Source organism: Massilia eburnea, from assembly GCF_009720745.1.
Lineage (GTDB): Bacteria > Pseudomonadota > Gammaproteobacteria > Burkholderiales > Burkholderiaceae_D > Rugamonas > Rugamonas eburnea.
In genome coordinates, this window is the sequence record NZ_WNKX01000005.1 from 285,950 (window position 1) to 304,686 (window position 18,737).

The 18,737-nt window shown below is 62.8% G+C and carries 14 protein-coding genes; 12 read left to right on the forward strand and 2 right to left on the reverse strand.

Features of this window, described 5'->3' with window-relative positions; translation table 11 throughout:
• Window positions 1-15 precede the first annotated feature (15 nt).
• On the reverse strand, window positions 16-1,701 hold the full coding sequence (prpR, locus tag GM658_RS09120) for a propionate catabolism operon regulatory protein PrpR (protein ID WP_155453688.1): 1,686 nt from the start codon (window positions 1,699-1,701) through the stop codon (window positions 16-18).
• A gap of 146 nt (window positions 1,702-1,847) precedes the next feature.
• On the opposite strand from prpR, the gene prpB reads away from it, so the two are divergent.
• From prpB to GM658_RS09170, 10 genes are all read left to right on the forward strand, one after another.
• Window positions 1,848-2,735 carry a methylisocitrate lyase gene (gene prpB / locus GM658_RS09125; protein WP_155453689.1) on the forward strand — a complete coding sequence of 296 codons (888 nt, stop codon included), beginning with the start codon at window positions 1,848-1,850 and terminating at the stop codon, window positions 2,733-2,735.
• Window positions 2,736-2,760: 25 nt separating this feature from the next.
• Window positions 2,761-3,912, forward strand: a complete 1,152-nt coding sequence (gene prpC, locus GM658_RS09130; protein WP_155453690.1) for a bifunctional 2-methylcitrate synthase/citrate synthase — start codon at window positions 2,761-2,763, stop codon at window positions 3,910-3,912.
• Window positions 3,912-6,509 carry a Fe/S-dependent 2-methylisocitrate dehydratase AcnD gene (gene acnD, locus GM658_RS09135; RefSeq protein WP_155453691.1) on the forward strand — a complete coding sequence of 866 codons (2,598 nt, stop codon included), beginning with the start codon at window positions 3,912-3,914 and terminating at the stop codon, window positions 6,507-6,509. The genes prpC and acnD overlap by 1 nt, the downstream gene beginning before the upstream one ends.
• Window positions 6,510-7,697: a 2-methylaconitate cis-trans isomerase PrpF gene (prpF, locus tag GM658_RS09140; protein ID WP_155453692.1), complete on the forward strand. Its 1,188-nt coding sequence runs from the start codon at window positions 6,510-6,512 to the stop codon at window positions 7,695-7,697. It abuts the gene before it with no gap.
• Window positions 7,698-7,791: 94 nt separating this feature from the next.
• On the forward strand, window positions 7,792-10,302 hold the full coding sequence (gene tssI, locus GM658_RS09145) for a type VI secretion system tip protein TssI/VgrG (RefSeq protein ID WP_155453693.1): 2,511 nt from the start codon (window positions 7,792-7,794) through the stop codon (window positions 10,300-10,302).
• A gap of 2 nt (window positions 10,303-10,304) precedes the next feature.
• Complete coding sequence (locus GM658_RS09150) at window positions 10,305-11,126, forward strand: DcrB-related protein (RefSeq protein WP_155453694.1); 822 nt, start codon at window positions 10,305-10,307, stop codon at window positions 11,124-11,126.
• Window positions 11,127-11,129: 3 nt separating this feature from the next.
• Window positions 11,130-12,395 carry a PAAR domain-containing protein gene (locus GM658_RS09155; RefSeq protein WP_155453695.1) on the forward strand — a complete coding sequence of 422 codons (1,266 nt, stop codon included), beginning with the start codon at window positions 11,130-11,132 and terminating at the stop codon, window positions 12,393-12,395.
• Window positions 12,392-12,850 carry a hypothetical protein gene (locus tag GM658_RS09160; RefSeq protein WP_155453696.1) on the forward strand — a complete coding sequence of 153 codons (459 nt, stop codon included), beginning with the start codon at window positions 12,392-12,394 and terminating at the stop codon, window positions 12,848-12,850. The genes GM658_RS09155 and GM658_RS09160 overlap by 4 nt, the downstream gene beginning before the upstream one ends.
• Window positions 12,847-13,329: a tetratricopeptide repeat protein gene (locus GM658_RS09165; RefSeq protein ID WP_170298746.1), complete on the forward strand. Its 483-nt coding sequence runs from the start codon at window positions 12,847-12,849 to the stop codon at window positions 13,327-13,329. Before GM658_RS09160 ends, GM658_RS09165 begins: the two co-directional genes overlap by 4 nt.
• 123 nt (window positions 13,330-13,452) lie before the next feature.
• Window positions 13,453-16,746, forward strand: a complete 3,294-nt coding sequence (locus tag GM658_RS09170; RefSeq protein WP_155453698.1) for a sensor domain-containing protein — start codon at window positions 13,453-13,455, stop codon at window positions 16,744-16,746.
• On the opposite strand, the gene xth is transcribed toward GM658_RS09170, so the two are convergent.
• Entirely contained in the window at window positions 16,743-17,507 is a 765-nt protein-coding gene (xth, locus tag GM658_RS09175; protein WP_155453699.1) for an exodeoxyribonuclease III, read from the reverse strand. The two genes, GM658_RS09170 and xth, sit on opposite strands and share 4 nt — an antisense overlap.
• 361 nt (window positions 17,508-17,868) lie before the next feature.
• Between xth and GM658_RS09180 the strand changes: the two genes are divergently transcribed.
• Entirely contained in the window at window positions 17,869-18,219 is a 351-nt protein-coding gene (locus GM658_RS09180) for a phiTE_015 family protein (protein ID WP_155453700.1), read from the forward strand.
• A 10-nt stretch (window positions 18,220-18,229) separates the two neighbouring features.
• Window positions 18,230-18,685, forward strand: coding sequence for a hypothetical protein (locus GM658_RS09185; RefSeq protein ID WP_155453701.1), 456 nt, complete (start codon window positions 18,230-18,232; stop codon window positions 18,683-18,685).
• Window positions 18,686-18,737: the final 52 nt, after the last annotated feature.

Genomic DNA, 18,737 nt, shown 5'->3' on the forward strand with positions numbered 1-18,737 from the left:
GGCTTAGATGCAAATTTAGTTGCCCGACTCCTCGCGCAGGCGGCGCCAAAGGGTGGTGCGGCTGATGCCGAGATAGTCGGCCGCGGCATCGCGGCGGCCGCCGAAGCGGGCCAGTACTTCGGTGGCGCTTTCCGTGGCGCCTGCGCGCTGCGGCGCTGCCGGTGACGGAGCCGCAAGCGACGACGTGGCGAGGTAGGGCCCGGGGGGGGCGACGTGGCCGAGTTCCTGGGCGCGCATGGACGCCGAGTTCAGTTCCGGCGCGACGCTGGCGACGAAGCTTGGCGTCAGGGCCTGCAGCGGCTCGGCGGCCAGGAAAAGCGCCAGGCGTTCGGTCAGGTTGCGCAGTTCGCGCACGTTGCCGGGCCAGTCATATCGCAGCAGCAGGGGCGCACAGGCGGCCAGTTCGGCGGGCAGGTTGGGATGGGCGCGCGCACTCAGGCTGGCGAGCGCGGTGCGCAGCGACCATTCCGCCAGCGGCAGGATGTCGGCCGGACGTTCGCGCAGCGGCGGCAACGACATGCGCAAGACGGCCAGCCGGTAGAACAGGTCGGCGCGGAAGCGGCCTTCGCGCACGCGCGCTTCAAGATCGCAGTGGGTGGCGCTGATGATGCGTACATTGATGGGAATCGGGCGCGTGCCGCCGACCCGTACCACCTCGCGCTCTTCCAGCACACGCAGCAGGCGCGTTTGCAGTGTGAGCGGCATTTCGCCGATTTCGTCGAGAAAGAGGGTGCCGCGGTTGGCTGCTTCAAACAGGCCGGCATGTCCGCCGCGGCGCGCGCCGGTGAACGCGCCTTCCTCGTGGCCGAACAGCTCCGATTCAAGCAGCGATTCGGCGATGGCGCCGCAATTGACTGCCACGAAAGGCCGGTTGGCGCCGCCCATGGTGCGCGGCGATTCACGGTGGATGGCCTGCGCAACCAGCTCTTTGCCGCATCCGGTCTCGCCCTGGATCAGCACCGTGGCGGGCGATTTTGCATACAGCACCACGGCCTGCCGTACCCGTTCCATGGCGTCGGATTCTCCGCGCAGGTCGGCCAGCCCGTGCTTGGCGCGCAGCGTGTCGGCGACGACGTGGCGCCGGCTGCGGTTGGTCTCAAGCTGCGCCAGGCGCGCCAGTTCCAGCGCATCGTCAAAGGCCTGGCGGATCGAGGCGGCCGAATAGACGAACACGCCCGTCAGGCCGGCTTCTTCGGCCAGGTCGGTGATCAGGCCGGCGCCGACAATGGCCTTGATGCCGGCGGCTTTCAGGTCATTGATCTGGGCGCGCGCATCTTCTTCGGTGGCGTAGGTGCGCTGCGCGATCGGCACGCCGAAGGTGGCGGCGAATTCGGCCAGCGCCGGCATGTCGTCCTGGTAGGTGATGACGCCGATCCGGTCGGATATCTTGCGCGCCCGGGCCAGCGCCTGCATGAAGTCGAAGCCGCTGGCTTTGGCGATTACCACCGGCACCGACAGGCGGCCTTTCAGGTAGGCGGCGTTGGAGCCGGCCGCAATCACGGCATCGCAACGTTCCGTGGCCAGCCGTTCGCGGATGTGGCGCGCAGCTTCATCAAAGCCAAGATTGATCGGCTCGATGTCGGCCAGCGCGTCGTATTCCAGCGTGATATCGCGGAACAGTTCCGACAGGCGCGAGACGGAAACCGTCCAGATGACAGGCTTGTCGGCGGGATCGAAGGGCAGGGGCGTGGAATGTCGCATGTTTCACCTGAAACGTTTCATGTGTTTCAACTTGAAACATTATACTATGGCGCGAACGTTGCAAGTGCTTGATTTTTCAGGCCCGGCGCGGCTGGCACGCCGCTTGCACTATGCACGGCAAACAAACACTTTATTTAAAGGACACCATGAGCCAATATTCCGCAGGCGCCGCCTTCCGCAAGGCCGTGCAAGAAGAGTCCCCGCTGCAAGTCGTCGGCGCGATCAACGCCAACCACGCCCTGCTGGCCAAGCGCGCCGGCTTCAAGGCGATCTACCTGTCTGGCGGCGGCGTGGCAGCCGGCTCCCTGGGCCTGCCGGACCTGGGCATCTCCAACCTGGACGACGTGCTGACCGACGTGCGCCGCATCACCGACGTGTGCGACCTGCCGCTGCTGGTGGACGTGGATACCGGTTTCGGCGCGTCCGCCTTCAACGTGGCGCGCACCGTGAAGTCGATGATCAAGTTTGGCGCCGCTGCAATGCACATCGAAGACCAGGTCGGCGCCAAGCGTTGCGGCCACCGTCCGGGCAAGGAAATTGTGTCCAAGGGCGAAATGATCGACCGTATCAAGGCTGCCGTTGACGCGCGTACCGATGAAAACTTCGTGATCATGGCGCGCACCGATGCGCTGGCCGTGGAAGGCCTGGATGCGGCCATCGACCGCGCCGTGGCGTGCGTGGAAGCCGGCGCCGACATGATCTTCCCGGAAGCGATGATCTCTCTGGATATGTACAAGAAGTTTGCCGCTGCCGTGAAAGTGCCGGTGCTGGCCAACATCACCGAATTCGGCGCGACCCCGCTGTTCACCGTGGAAGAACTGAAGTCGGCCGACGTGGGCCTGGTGCTGTACCCGTTGTCCGCCTTCCGCGCCATGAACAAGGCTGCCGAAAATGTCTACACCGCGATTCGCCGCGACGGCACCCAGCAAGCCGTGATCGACACCATGCAGACCCGCGCCGAACTGTACGAGCGCATCAACTATCACGATTTCGAACAGAAGCTGGACGCACTGTTCGCAGCCGCCAAAAAATAATTCAATCAATTCGAGGAGAGACCAAATGACCGAAGCAGCTCCAACCTTCAAGCCAAAGAAATCCGTCGCCTTGTCCGGCGTTGCAGCCGGCAATACCGCCCTGTGCTCCGTCGGCAAGACCGGCAATGACCTGCACTACCGCGGCTACGACATCCTGGACGTGGCCACCACCTGCGAATTCGAAGAAATCGCTTACCTGCTGGTGCACGGCAAGCTGCCGAACGTGGCTGAACTGAAAGGCTACAAGAAGAAGCTGAAGTCCCTGCGCGGCCTGCCGCAAGGCGTCAAATCCGCACTGGAGGCGCTGCCTGCTTCCGCTCACCCGATGGACGTGATGCGCACCGGCGTCTCGGTGCTGGGCTGCTGCCTGCCGGAGAAGGACGACCACAATATCGCCGGCGCGCGCGACATCGCCGACCGCCTGATGGCTTCCTTCGGCTCCATGCTGCTGTACTGGTACCACTTCAGCACCAACGGCAAGCGCATCGACGTGGAAACCGACGACGAAACCATCGGCGGCCACTTCCTGCACCTGCTGCACGGCGAAAAGCCTTCCGAATCGTGGGTGCGTGCGATGCACACTTCCCTGATCCTTTACGCTGAGCACGAGTTCAACGCTTCCACTTTCACCAGCCGCGTGATCTCCGGCACCGGCTCCGACATCCACTCCGCCATCACCGGTGCGATCGGCGCACTGCGCGGTCCCAAGCACGGCGGCGCCAACGAAGTTGCGCTGGACATCCAGCAGCGCTACGAAAACGCCGACGAAGCGGAAGCGGACATCCGCAACCGCGTCGCCAACAAGGAAGTGGTGATCGGCTTCGGCCACCCCGTGTACACCATCTCCGACCCACGCAACGTGGTGATCAAGGAAGTGGCCCGCTCGCTGTCGCAGGAAGCGGGCTCGATGAAGATGTTCGACATCGCCGAGCGCCTGGAATCGGTGATGTGGGAAATCAAGAAGATGTTCCCGAACCTGGACTGGTTCTCCGCCGTGTCGTACCACATGATGGGCGTGCCGACCGCCATGTTCACCCCGTTGTTCGTGATTTCCCGTACTTCGGGCTGGGCTGCCCACGTGATCGAACAGCGTATCGACAACAAGATCATTCGTCCAAGCGCCAACTACGTCGGCCCTGAAGACCTGGCCTTCGTACCACTGAAGGACCGCAAGTAATGAATACCCAATACCGCAAGCAACTACCGGGCACCAAGCTCGATTACTTCGACGCGCGCGAAGCCGTCGATGCGATCAAGCCGGGCGCCTACGCCACGCTGCCGTACACCTCGCGCGTGCTGGCGGAAAACCTGGTGCGCCGCTGCGCCCCGGCCACGCTGACGGCCTCACTGTCGCAGCTGATCGAGCGCAAGCGCGACCTGGACTTCCCATGGTTCCCGGCGCGCGTGGTCTGCCACGACATCCTGGGCCAGACCGCGTTGGTGGACCTGGCCGGCCTGCGCGACGCGATCGCGGAGCAGGGCGGCGATCCAGCCCTGGTCAATCCAGTGGTGCCGACCCAGCTGGTGGTCGACCACTCGCTGGCCGTGGAATGCGGTGGCTTCGATCCGGACGCATTTGCCAAGAACCGCGCCATTGAAGACCGCCGTAACGAAGACCGCTTCGACTTCATCAACTGGACCAAGAAGGCCTTCCAGAACGTCGACGTGATCCCGCCGGGCAACGGCATCCTGCACCAGATCAACCTGGAGCGCATGTCGCCGGTGATCCAGGTGAGCGACGGCGTGGCTTATCCGGATACGCTGGTCGGCACCGACTCCCACACCCCGATGGTGGACGCGCTGGGCGTGATCGCCATCGGCGTGGGCGGCCTGGAAGCGGAAACCGTGATGCTGGGCCGTGCATCCTGGATGCGACTGCCGGACATCATCGGCGTCGAACTGACCGGCAAGCCGCAGCCCGGCATCACCGCCACCGACATCGTGCTGGCGCTGACCGAATTCCTGCGCAAGGAAAAAGTGGTGTCGGCCTACCTGGAGTTCTATGGCGAAGGTGCGGCCGCGCTGACCCTGGGCGACCGCGCCACCATCTCCAATATGGCGCCTGAATTCGGCGCTACCGCCGCGATGTTCTCCATCGATGCGCAGACCATCAAGTACCTGAAGCTGACCGGCCGCGACGACGACCTGGTGGCCCTGGTGGAAACCTACGCCAAGCATACCGGCCTGTGGTCGGACGAGCTGGCGAAGGTGGAATACGAGCGCGTACTGAAGTTCGACCTGTCGACCGTGGTGCGCAATATCGCCGGCCCTTCCAACCCGCACAAGCGCGTCCCAACCTCGGAGTTGGCCGCGCGCGGCATTTCCGGCGTGGTGGAAAACGAGCCTGGCAAGATGCCGGACGGCGCCGTGATCATCGCCGCCATCACCAGCTGCACCAACACCAACAACCCGCGCAACATGATCGCCGCCGGCCTGCTGGCGCGCAATGCGAACAGGGCCGGCCTGCTGCGCAAGCCGTGGGTCAAGTCCTCGCTGGCGCCAGGCTCCAAAGCCGTCACGCTGTACCTGGAAGAAGCAGGCTTGATGCCTGAACTGGAAAAGCTGGGCTTCGGTGTAGTCGCTTACGCCTGCACCTCCTGCAACGGCATGTCCGGCGCGCTGGATCCGGCGATCCAGAAGGAAGTGGTTGAGCGCGACCTGTACGCCACCGCCGTCCTGTCGGGCAACCGCAACTTCGACGGCCGTATCCACCCGTACGCCAAGCAAGCCTTCCTGGCATCGCCTCCGCTGGTGGTGGCCTACGCCATCGCCGGCACCATCCGCTTCGACATCGAGAAGGACGTGCTGGGCCACGATGCGAACGGCAAGGCGATCACGCTGAAGGACTTGTGGCCGACCGACGAGGAAATCGACGCCATCGTCGCTTCTTCGGTCAAGCCGGAGCATTTCCGCAAGGTCTACATCCCGATGTTCGCGCGCAGCGAAGAAGCTGCCGAACGCGCCGAGCCGCTGTACGACTGGCGTCCACAATCGACCTACATCCGCCGTCCGCCGTACTGGGAAGGTGCGCTGGCAGGCGAGCGCACGCTGAAAGGCATGCGTCCGCTGGCGGTGCTGGGCGATAACATCACCACCGACCACCTGTCGCCGTCGAACGCGATCATGATGGATTCCGCTGCCGGCGAATACCTGCACAAGATGGGCTTGCCGGAAGAGGACTTCAACTCTTACGCAACCCACCGCGGCGACCACCTGACCGCGCAACGTGCCACCTTCGCCAACCCGACGCTGAAGAACGAAATGGTGCGCAATGCCGACGGCAGCATCAAGGCTGGTTCTCTGGCGCGCGTGGAGCCGGAAGGCAAAGTGACCCGCATGTGGGAAGCCATCGAGACCTATATGGACCGCAAGCAGCCGCTGATCGTGATCGCGGGCGCCGACTACGGCCAAGGCTCCTCGCGTGACTGGGCCGCCAAGGGCGTGCGCCTGGCCGGCGTGGAAGCCATCGTCGCCGAAGGCTTCGAGCGTATCCACCGCACCAACCTGGTGGGCATGGGCGTGCTGCCGCTGGAGTTCAAGCCGGGCGTGAACCGCCTCACCCTGGGCATCGACGGCACCGAAACGTTCGATGTGATCGGCGAGCGCGCACCGCGCGCCACGCTGACCCTGGTCGTTCACCGCAAGAACGGCGAGCGTGTTGACGTACCAGTCACCTGCCGTCTCGATTCGTCGGAAGACGTGTCGATTTACGAAGCGGGCGGCGTGCTGCAGCGCTTCGCGCAGGACTTCCTGGAATCGGCAAAGGCAGCGTAAATGAGCACACATAAACCGCAAATCAAGGTGCCTGCCACGTATATGCGCGGCGGCACCAGCAAGGGCGTCTTCTTCCGGCTGCAGGACTTGCCGGAAGCGGCCCAGGCGCCGGGCAAGGCGCGCGACGCCTTGCTGCTGCGCGTGATCGGCAGCCCGGACCCGTACGGCAAGCAGATCGACGGCATGGGCGGCGCGACCTCGAGCACCAGCAAGACAGTGATCCTGTCCGCCTCCACCCGCGCCGGTCATGACGTGGATTACCTGTTCGGCCAGGTCAGTATCGACAAGGCTTTCGTCGACTGGAGCGGCAACTGCGGCAACCTGTCGGCAGCGGTCGGCGCCTTCGCCATCAGCGGCGGCCTGGTGGACCCGGCCCGCGTGCCGCGCGACGGCGTGGCCGTGGTGCGCATCTGGCAAGCCAATATCGGCAAGACCATCATCGCCCATATTCTAATGGCCAATGGCGAGGTGCAGGAAACCGGCGACTTCGAACTCGATGGCGTGACCTTCCCGGCCGCCGAAGTGCAACTGGAGTTCATGGACCCGGCAGCGGAAGAGGAGGGCGCCGGTGGATCGATGTTCCCGACCGGCCGCCTGGTGGACGACCTGGAAGTGCCAGGCATCGGCACGCTGAAGGCGACCATGATCAATGCCGGCATCCCGACCATCTTCATCAACGCCGACGCCATAGGCTACGACGGCACCGAGCTGCAGGACGCTATCAACGGCGACGCCGCCGCACTGGCGAAGTTCGAGACCATCCGTGCCTACGGCGCGCTGCGTATGGGGCTGATCGAGGACCTGTCGGAAGCGGCAACCCGCCAGCACACACCGAAAGTCGCCTTCGTTGCGCAACCGGCCAGCTACACCGCGTCCAGCGGCAAGCAGGTGCAGGCCGGCGATATCGACCTGCTGGTGCGCGCGCTCTCCATGGGCAAGCTGCACCACGCCATGATGGGCACGGCCGCCGTGGCAATCGGCACAGCTGCCGCCATTCCTGGCACGCTGGTGAACCTGGCGGCGGGTGGCGGCCAACGCGAGGCTGTACGTTTCGGCCACCCTTCCGGCACGCTGCGCGTAGGCGCGCTGGCGACGCAGGAGAACGGTGAATGGACCGTGAAGAAAGCCATCATGAGCCGCAGTGCACGCGTGCTGATGGAAGGCTGGGTGCGCGTGCCGCAGGAGTAATTCCAACCGTGCGTTGATATTCGGCGCAATTTGCTATCGTCCGCCAGTTTGCTTATTTGATAAGTTTACTTGTGATTCGATAGGAGTTGCCCGAATGTCGTTTGGACCGTTGGATGGCAGGACCGCGCTCGCTGCGCCACCCGTGAGCGAGGCGCCAGGCGCGCCTGGCTTATCGCCGCTGGTCGGCAAACTCGCCGACGCTGCATTACCCACCACAACCGACCTGGCCGCCGGAGCGCTGGCCAAGGAGCTGCCGCCCCAGGCTGCGCCGCTGGTGCAGAAAGGCATATCGGCTACCGCCGGCGCCCTGGCTGCCGCCGCAAAGACCGGCACTGCCGGCGGCGCGAACGCCGGAGCTCCAGGCATCGCCCCCCATGCCGGCGATGCCGCAGGCCTTGCGGGTGGCGCCGTCGATCCGGGCGTGCACGCGCTGAGTGCTGGCACCGGCACTGCGGCCGCCCAGGCGCTGCACATCGAAGAGCACCCTCTGGCCGGCATGGCCATTAGCGATTTCATGGCGCCCGCCGCCGAATTCGCGCCCGCCGTGATCGAACCGCGCCAGGCCGCCCTGCAGCAGGGCGTGGGCAGTTCTCCTTTCGCCGCCTTCCACGAAGGCAGCCGCTTGCTGCGTTTCTATTCGCCGCTGGCAGGCGAGAAAGCCTTGCTGGTGGAATCGATGACCGGCGAAGCCACGCTATCGGCGCCGTACAACATCAAGCTCCGCCTGCTTTCGAAGAGCGCCAGCATCGACCTGCAAGACCTGCTCGGCAAGAACGTCAGCGTCGGCATCCGCCTGGCCGACGGCGGCGAACAATGCATCAACGGCTACGTCAACGTATTCGGCTTTACGCATTCCGATGGCGGGTTCGCCTTTTACCAGGCCGAAGTCGTTCCCTGGCTGGCCTTCCTGCAGCACAGCACCAACTCCCGCATCTTCCAGGACGCCAGCGTGCTGGACGTGCTGCGCCAAGTCTTCACCGCTTATGGTGCGCTGGCTGCCTTCGAACTGCGGACCGGCAAGACCTATCTGCCGGAAAACTACATCGTCCAGTATGACGAAAGCGACGAGCACTTCGCCAGCCGGCTGATGGAAAAGTACGGTCTGTTCTACTATTTCGAGCACAGCGAAGCGGGCCATGTGATGGTGATCAGCGACGACTCGCGTGACAGCGCCTTCTGCCCGCCGCAAAAGGCGCACGCCGAAGTCGAATTCAATGGCGGCAACCGCTGGCGCAATCGCGACGCGGTGACAGCCTTCACTGCGCGGCGCATGCTGCAGCCCACCAAGGTCGCCCTGAACACATTCGACTTCAAATCGCCCAACACAGTGCAATACGTCGAGTTGCCGACGGCGTCGCGCCAGGGCGACGTACCCACGCTGGAAGTCTATGACGGCAATCCTGCGTTCTCCTACAAGGACCGCGACAGCGGCGAACGCGAAGCCCAGATGCGCATGGAGACGCTGGAATGGCAGGCCAAGCTTTTTGCGGGCGAATCGGATTGCCGCGGCCTGGCCCCGGGCCACACTTTCAAGCTCCTGGGGCACCACTGGTTCGATGTCACGGACGAAAAGGACAATGACTTCCTGGTTATCGGCGTGCAGATCGATTGCCGCAACAACTTCTTCGCCAGCGACCAGGAGGACGTGTACCGCAACAGCTTTACCGCGATCCGCCGCAAGATCCCGTATCGCCCGGTGCGCGCCCACCAGGCGCCGCGCATGCCCGGGCCGCAGACCGCGACTGTAGTCGGCCCGAAGGGACAGGAAATCCACACCGACCAGTATGGCCGCATCAAGGTCCAGTTCCACTGGGACCGCTACGGAAGGCGCGATGAATCGGCTTCCTGCTGGATCCGGGTGTCGCAGCCGTGGGCGGGCAAGGGCTGGGGTACGGTTTCCATTCCCCGCATCGGCCAGGAAGTACTGATCGATTACCTTGAAGGCGATCCAGATCGTCCGGTCTGCACCGGCCGCCTGTTCAACGCCGACCAGCCCGCGCCCTATGCGCTGCCGGATGGCGCCCATATGATGGGCTTCAAAAGCCGCTCGACACCGGGCGGCGGCGGTTTCAGCGAAATGGTGATCCACGACTCCAAGGGCAAGGAGCTGATCAACATTCACGCGCAAAAGGACATGGTTACCACGGTCCAGAACGAGCACGCCACCACGGTGAACGGGCCAAGCCAGACCAATACCGTCACGAACGGCTTCCATGCCAGCACGGTCAAGCAGCAGATTGAAATGACGTCGCAAACGGGCCACATCGGCCTGACTGCGAACAAGCACTTCGCCGCCACGGCTGAAACCGAGCACGCCTCGATCAGCGCGAAGAAATATATCGAGCTGAAGGCAGACACCGAGCATCTTGCCGCCACCGCCAAAAAGCATATCGCGCTGACGGCGGAAACCGAGCATATCGTCCTGAGTGCACAGAAGGCCGTCGAAGCCACGTCGAATACGGAGCACATCTACCTGAAGGCCAACACCCACATCACGCTGGAAGTTGGCGCCAGCAAGATCGAGTTGCGCCAGGACGGCACCATCACCATCCAGGGCGTCCACGTGGACGTCATCGGAAGCGACCGCATTGACCTGAACAAATAACCATGGAAACCACGCACTACGACGCCCACCACGCCACGTTTTCATTGCCGTCGCAACTGCGCGACCGCACGATGCACATGTTCGTGCTCAAGGACGATGGTCCGAGCGACTTCAGTTTCGTCGTCTCCCACGCCGACACGCAAGGCGAGGAAGACCTGGCCGAATTCAGCGATCGCCTGATCAAGGAAATGTCGCGTGCCTTGCCCAAGTTCCTGTTGCGCAGCATGCAGGAGCGCCAGCTGGACGGCTCGCCGGCAATTGAACTGACCTACAGCTGGCGCAATAACGGCATCTTCATGCATCAGCGCCAGGTTGTCGTGCTGGTGCAGGGCGATATTCCAGGCAGCAAACAAGCCATGCTCATGGCGGGCACTTGCCCGAACGGCTTCAGCGAAGCATGGCTGGAGGCCTTCGACCATATTCTGGCCAGCGTCAAGCTGCGCCGCCCGCTGGACGCGCAGGCGCAGCTGCCGAATCCGCAGAAGCCGGACTTGCCCTATGTGTTCGCACTTTCCGAACGGCGCCGCCTGCTGCATGCTTTCCCCGACCAGGAAAGCGCCTGCCGCCGGACGGACGCGCGCGAAGTCGAGCGCAGCACCTGGGAATTCTTCGACGCCCTGGGCCAGCCGCTGCAGCCGCGTTTCACGGCCCCCAACGCCGAATGGCTATACGGCCAGCCCGGAACCTATGTGCTGGAACCGGTGCGCGGCAATGACATGGCGCCGCTAGGCGCGCGCTTGCACCTTGCCACCGCGCTCGAGCCGCACGAGGGTGTTCCGCTGGCCGACATGGAGGCTGTACGCAACCTGCTGGAGCGGGGCTGAGCGATGGCGCACGCAGCGAGGCTGAACGACCCGATCGGGCATAGCCCCACAATGAGCTGGCTGCTTGGCGGCCTGCTGGCCGCAGCCGCCATTGCCGTTGCCGCCGTGGCGATCGTCGGCACTGGCGGCCTGGCCGCTGTCGCCATCGTCGGCGGCGCAGCAGCTGCCGGGGCGGGGCTGGGCGAAGTGATGAGCACCATGAGCTGGGCGCCGAAGGAAGTGGTGGGCAAGATCGTCGGCGCCTGTTCGCCGACGGTCTTCATCAACGCCATTGCCGCTGCCCGCGCCCACCTGGACATGACCGAGTGCGAGAAGCATTCGGGCTCCAAACCGATTGCCACCGGCAGCGGCAAGGTGTTCATCAACAGCATGCCTGCCGCGCGGGTGGACGACAAGACCACCTGCAGCGCCACCATCACCGAGGGCTCGAAGAACGTCAACATCGGCGGCGACACCGTACAGACCGACGACATTGCACCGGAGGACCTGGTGCCGGGCTGGGTGCACGTCACGCTGCTGGTGGTCGGCATCGGCTCGGCCATCGTGCTCGGCGGGCCTTTGCTGGCGGCCGGCGGCTTGATTGGCGGCTTTGCCGGCGGTATGGGCGGCGGTTGGCTGGGCGGGAAAATTTTCGGCGAAGGATCGGACGGCCAGAAGTGGTCCATGCTGGGCGGCAGTTTCCTTGGCGGCTTCTTTGGCGCGAAAGGCGCCAATGCCCTGGCAGCCTGGCAGGCGCCAAAGAGCATCAGCGTGATCGGCTTCCGCGGCGCAGGCAAGCCTGCGGAACTGCTTGGCGAGAATCCGCCGCACCCTTACCGTATTACGGGGCACGTGGGTTACTCGCTCGATGGCGGCAAGACCATATACGGCTTCGGCCCGGATGTGGGCGAGATGTCGGCCTTCGACGCTGTGCAGTCGCTACGCCAGGGCAAGAGCTACCCCGGTATAATCACCGACGACACGCCTGTGTTCCGCGACGTCCATGAAAATCCCGGCATCGGCAGGGACGGTAAGCCGCAAGTGGTGTATGAGCAGAAGATTCCGGTCACGCGGCAAGAGTACAAGGCTATTGTGGCAGAACACGAAGCGCGCGGAGTGAACGTGCCGATGGACGATGTCTACTACGGATTCCCAGGCAAGAACGAATGCACCTACAATTGCGCGACATACCCGAGCCGGTTCGGCATCGAAATACCTGAGGCCAGCGGCAATATGCGCGACTACATGCCGATCCTCGAACAGCGCGGCGGGCCCTGGAAACCCAAATGAGTAACAACGAAAAATTCCTGGCCGCGAAGGCGGCCGTCAATGACGCTGTCCTGCTTCACGTGCTGGAAGAGACAAAGCCCCAGCAGCTGCGCGCCAGGATCCTGGCGGTGTATACGTCACGCAAAGGGATCACGCAGAAAATGCTGGATAGGGAAATCGAATTTGTGCACGCCTCCAGCGCCTGGGGTAACAAACCGCTGCGGCCCGGGCAAACGGCACTGGTATTTCTCTCCGAGATCTCGGGGCGTCTTTATGAAGACTCATGGAATGGCCATCTGCTGGTGGAGGACATCGAGGGCGAACAGTACGCGAGCTATCGCTTCCCCCAGCTTTGGCTGAGCGACAATCTTCCGGCATCGCTGCGCGCGCATACGCGTGAGGACCCCCGGCGCCCGCAATGCAGTGCCATCCGCTTGCCGGAACTGGCGGAATACATCGAGAAGGAGCTTGGATGAGCAAGGAAAATCCGGACCTGGCGCCGATCTGCATGCGTGCCCGCAGCTTTGCCGCGCGCGGACAAATCGAGGACGCGCTGGACCTGTATGGCGATGTGCTGAAAGTCGACCCCGAATATGCGCTGGCCTACGCCGATCGCGGTACGGTGTTCGCCATGACCAAGCGTTTCGAACCCGCCATGCAAGACCTCGAACGCGCCTTTTCCCTGGGCTACTCTGATTCGTCGGCCTTGAGTACGGCGGGAACGATTTGCATGGAAACTGCGCAATATGGCAAAGCTCTTAACTTCTACGAACGCGCGATTGCATTGAATCCGGATTATCCGTTCACTTATTACAACCGCGCCAGCGTCCACCTGGCGATGGGCAATCGCAAGGCCGCCATCGCGGACCTGGAAAAGTGTTTGCGAATGGGCCCGGAAGACGACTTCAAAGAGGTGATCTTGCGCCGCTTGAAAGAGCTTGAGCAAGGCGCATAAACTGCTGCGGCGCGGTAAAAAGCCATGTGTTTGTTGTAACAATGCCAGCCGCCCCGGGGCTTTTCTTTGAGTAGGCAGTTTTGTACGCTATGATCGTCTGGATACCCGAAAGCCCAGGCGTTCATGAATTCTGTGTCAAGTAATGTGGAAGTGGTTGCCAATGCCCTGCAACTGATCGGCATGCCCGCCTGCGCGTGCGATGCCGACGGGCTGGTATTCGCTTCCAACGCAGAATTTGACGCCTTGCTGCAATCGGACCCGCGCGGCCGCAACGTTGTCGAAATGTTCGCACGCCATGTGCGCGCCGAAGCGCACGCGCAACTGAACGCCGCCCTTGTCGTATCGGCCGCCTTGCCGAATATGGCGCCGCGCACCGCGCCCAAGTGGGACAGTGTATTGACCAACGCCAGCGGCAATTACGTCGCCGTGCAGCTGACGGTCAAGGCACTGCCGGGCGGACTGGATGGCGGCGCCACCATCATCTTCAATGACATCAGCAGCGCCCAGCGCGACCAGCGCGCGCTGCGCAAGGCCATGCTGGAGCAGCAGGCCATCCTGGAAAATGCGGCAGTCGGCATCATCCTCGCCAAGAACGGCTATGTCGTCGAATGCAATATGCGTGCCGCTGAAATGTTCGGTTATGCACGGCATGAGCTGGAAGGTGCGCCGAGCGACATCCTCTATCCAACGCCGGACGAGGCGCTGCGTATCCGCAACGAGTACTTCCCGATCCTGGCGCAGGGCACGCCGCTGACGCTGGAACTGCAATTGCGCCGCCGCGACGGGACGCTGTTCTGGTGCCGCTCCAACGGCCGCGCACTGGATCCGGCCGATGCGCGCGAAGGCACGGTTTTCATCCTGGAAGACATCAACGAGCAGCGCATCGCCACCGAAGCCATGGGCCGCCTGCTGCTGGAACAGAAGGCCATCCTTGACAACGCGTCGGTCGGCATCCTGTTCACCAAGAACCAGCAGATCCTGACCGTCAATCCGCGCATGGCTGAAATGTTCGGATACGAAGAAACGGAATTGCGCGGCCGCCGCGCCGCCGAGCTGTTTGAGACGGCGGAGGAGTACGCCGAATTCGGGCGCCTTGCGTCGCCTTTGCTGGGCGCCGGCGAATTGTTCGAGATGCGCGAATGCCAGCTGATGCGCAAGGACGGGGTGAAAATCTGGTGCCGCGTGCGCGCGCAGGCGGTGGACCAGGTGCATAACGACGGCGGCACCATCTGGATCCTGGAAGACGTGACGGTGTCGCGCGAGGTGCAGATGGAAGTCGAGGCCATCATGACCAATGCGTCGATCTCGATCCTGTTCACCAAGAACCGCATCATCACGCGCTATAACCGCGGCTTTGCCGAGATGTTCCGCTACGACGGCGATGAAGGCCTCGGCATGCCGGGCCGCACCATCTACCCGGACGACGAAACCTATGCGCGCATCGGCGCCATGGCCGGCCCGCTGCTCAGCGTCGGCAAGCCTTTCCATTCCGAGACGCTGATGCGGCGCAAGGACGGCAGCGATTTCTGGGCGCAGCTGATCGGCTATGTGGTCAACCCGGACGACCCGACCCAAGGCACGATCTGGATCATCGAAGACCGTACCGCACAAAAGCAGGACGAGGAATCGCTGCGCAATGCGCTGCTGGAAAACCAGGCGATTCTGGACAGCGCGGTAATGGGCATCTCCGTCTGCGAGAAAGGCCGCAACCTGCGCTGCAACGCCAAGATGGAAGAACTGTTCGGCTACGGCCCCGGCGAAATGGCCGGCGTCAGCGTGCAGACTTTCTATCCCGACCTGTCAGCGTGGGATGCGGCGCGCAAGGCAACCGAGAAAGATTTCCTGGCCGGCCACGCCAGCTCCTACGAATACCAGCTGGTGCGCAAGGACGGCAGCAGCTTCTGGGCGCGCCTGTCTGGACGTCCGTTCGACATGGCGGACCCCAAGGGGCGCTCGGTATGGCTGATCGACGACGTGACCTCGCGCCGCGAAGCTGCCGAAGCCGTGCGCCGCGCACGCGACGAGCTGGAAGTGCGCGTGCTGGAACGCACAGCGGAACTGGCGGGCGCCAATGCGCAGCTGCAGGCGGAAATCGTCGAGCGGCGCCAGGCCGAGGCGCGCGTGCACCATATGGCCTACCACGACAGCCTGACCGGCCTGCCGAACCGCGCGCTGCTGGCCGACCGATTGGACCGCGCCATGCTGGCCGCGCAGCGTTCGGAGCGCCGCCTGGCCGTCATGTTCATTGACCTGGACCGCTTCAAGACCATCAACGATTCGCTCGGCCATATGACGGGCGACGCCTTGCTGAAGGAAGTGGCGGGGCGCCTGGTCGGCGCCGTGCGCGCCAGCGACACCGTAGCGCGCCTGGGCGGCGACGAATTCGTGGTGCTGCTGCCCGGCATCCATACCACCGATGAATCGAGCCATGTGGCGCAGAAGATCATCGACATGCTGTCGGAGCCGTTCCCGCTGGAAGGACGCCTGCTCCACATTACGCCATCGATCGGCATCTGCACCTATCCCGACGACGGCAACGACGTCGCCACCTTGATGCGCAATGCCGACGCGGCCATGTATCACGCCAAGGCATCGGGCCGCAACAACTACCAGTACTTCAACGAAGAGATGAACATGGCTGCGGCCATGCATTTCGAGATGGAGAGCGCGCTGCGTTCAGCGCTGCAGCTTGGCCAGTTCGAACTGCACTACCAGCCGATCATGGACATTGCCACGCGCCGCCTGGCCACGCTGGAAGTGCTGCTGCGCTGGCGCCGTCCGGCCGGCGGCCTGGTGATGCCGGACCAGTTCATCCCTTTGATCGAAGACAATGGGCTGATCGTGCCGATCGGCGAATGGGTGCTGCGCCGCGCCTGCGAGCAAAGCATGGAATGGCAGCGCCAGGGTATTGCGCCGGTGCCGATGGCGATCAACCTGTCGGCGCGCCAGTTCATGCATCGCGGCCTGGTCGATTCGATCCGGCGCACGCTGGAGGAAACCGGCATCGACCCGGCGCTGATCGAATTCGAGATCACGGAAACGGCCCTGATGCAGCACGGCGAACAGACGCTGGAAATCCTGGGCCAGATCAATGCGATGGGCATCCGCCTGTCGATCGACGACTTCGGTACCGGCTATTCGTCGCTGGCGTACCTGAAGCGCTTCCCGGTGCGCAAGATCAAGATCGACCGCGCCTTCATCAAGGACCTGGAAGAAAGCGCGGAAGACCGCGCCATCGTGGCGGCAATCGTCGCGCTGTCGGACAGCCTGCAGCTATCCGTGGTGGCGGAAGGGGTCGAGACGGAAGGGCAGTTCCAGCTGCTGCGCGAGCAGGGCTGTACTTTCGCCCAAGGCTACCTGTTCTCGAAACCTGTGCTGGGCGTGCGCGCCCAGCTCATGATGGATAAAGCAGCTTAAGCGCCCAGGGTAGCGATCACCGGCGCGTGGTCGGAAGGCTGCTGCCACTTGCGCGGTGCACGGTCGATCACACAGGATACGCAGCGTTCCTTCAATGGCGCCGACAGCAGCACATGGTCGATGCGCAGGCCCTTGTTCTTCTGGAAGCCCAGCATGCGGTAATCCCACCACGAGAAACTCTTTTCCGCCTGTTCGAAAAGGCGGAAGGAATCGTGCAGCCCGAGGTCGAACAGGGCTTGCAGCGCTGCGCGTTCTTTATCGGAGCAGAAAATATCGCCTTCCATTGCCGGGTCATGCGTGTCGCGCACGTGCGGCACGATGTTGTAGTCGCCCAGCACGGCAAGCTGGCCGTTGCCCGCCAGTTCCTCGCCCAGCCAGTCGCGGAAGGCAGCCAGCCAGCCCAGCTTATAGGTGTACTTGTCCGAGTCGAGCGCCTGGCCGTTCGGCACATAAGCGTTGACCACGCGGATGCCGTTGATGGTCGCGGCCAGGATGCGCTGCTGTTCGTCCGGATATTTCGGGTTGTTCTTGACCACGTCCTGCATCGGGTGGCGCGACAGGATGGCGACGCCGTTATAGGTTTTCTGGCCGTTGAAGACGACCTGGTAACCCATTTCCTCGATTTCCTTGACCGGAAACTTGTCGTCGGTCAGCTTGGTTTCCTGGATGCAGAGCACATCTACCGGATTTTCGCCCAGCCATTTCGTAACGTGCGGCAAGCGAACATTCAATGAGTTAACATTCCAGGTGGCTAGTTTCATAACGGCCTTTCAAGTTGCGTGGGGGCAGATCTTATCAACACTCACTATGCTAAGGGAAGCTGTCGTTTTTGAGCCAAACAATGATTCTACGGTGACATCAAAATTGCGATTTCTTGTCGCAAAAAGGTGCAAGCGAAAAAAAAATTACTATTAGTGCTTCATAGTTATCAGATTGGTACTAAAATTACGCTAACAACAACCGTAAATGTCAATATACTTAAATGGTTGGTATCGAAGTTGTTTCCAAGAAGCTGGGTATTTTTGCTTATATGCAACGAAACTAATATTGTCTTGCATCAATAAGTGGTAATATGCGGAAACTAATTCCGATTTAACAGGCACTGCACACTAAAGGAATAACATGCGATCTGCATTCGAAGCATGGGCGCAGAAGGACGGTCAAATCGTCCGTCGGCGCGAAGACAAACCAGAAGAGTATCTGGTATATGAAACGCAACGTCGCTGGCTGATCTGGCAAGCGGCGCTGGAACACGGCAAATCGCCTGCGGGCCGCAAGTCGGCCAAGGACGCGAGCGCCCGCGCTGCTGCCCAGCGGCCACAGGCGATCGCTGCTGCTGACGCCGAAGTGCGTAACGAAGTACTGAACGAGGTTCTCGACGCCTTCCAGGGCATCGGGGCGAACAGCATGGATGACATCATGCATGTCATCCAGGGCCTCAAGCAGAAAAAAGCCCAGTCGACGGCGGACTGAGCCCGGCGGCATGCCATCCCGGCTGAGTCGAATCGTGCTCGCTGCGCTTTGCGCCGCGGGGTTGGGCGCTTGCGCGACCATATTCGACTCGGCCGAGCAGTCTGTCCTGGTGCAGACTGTGCTGGATCACCAGCAGGTTTCCGGTATCGGCTGCGTCTTGTCGAACGACAGGGGGCGCTGGTTCGTCACCTCGCCCGGACGCGTTACAGTCCACAAGAGCACCCAGCCGCTCGTCGTGGATTGCCGTCACGAAGACGTCTGGTCCTATGACCAGATCGAAGCGCACCAGAATGCTTCCAGGTGGGGCAACATCATCTTCACCTTGGGGGCCGGCCAGATTGTCGACAAGCAGACTGGCGCCGGCTTCGACCTTCCGTCCACGCTGACCGTACTCCTGCAACGCGGGGAAGGCGCTGCCGCGCGCGGTGCGCCGCTTCAGCAGCCTACGTCAACGTCGGTGTATTGAACGAAAAAGGGGACGTACCCCTTTATAGGAAAAAAGCCGGGTCGCCCCGGCT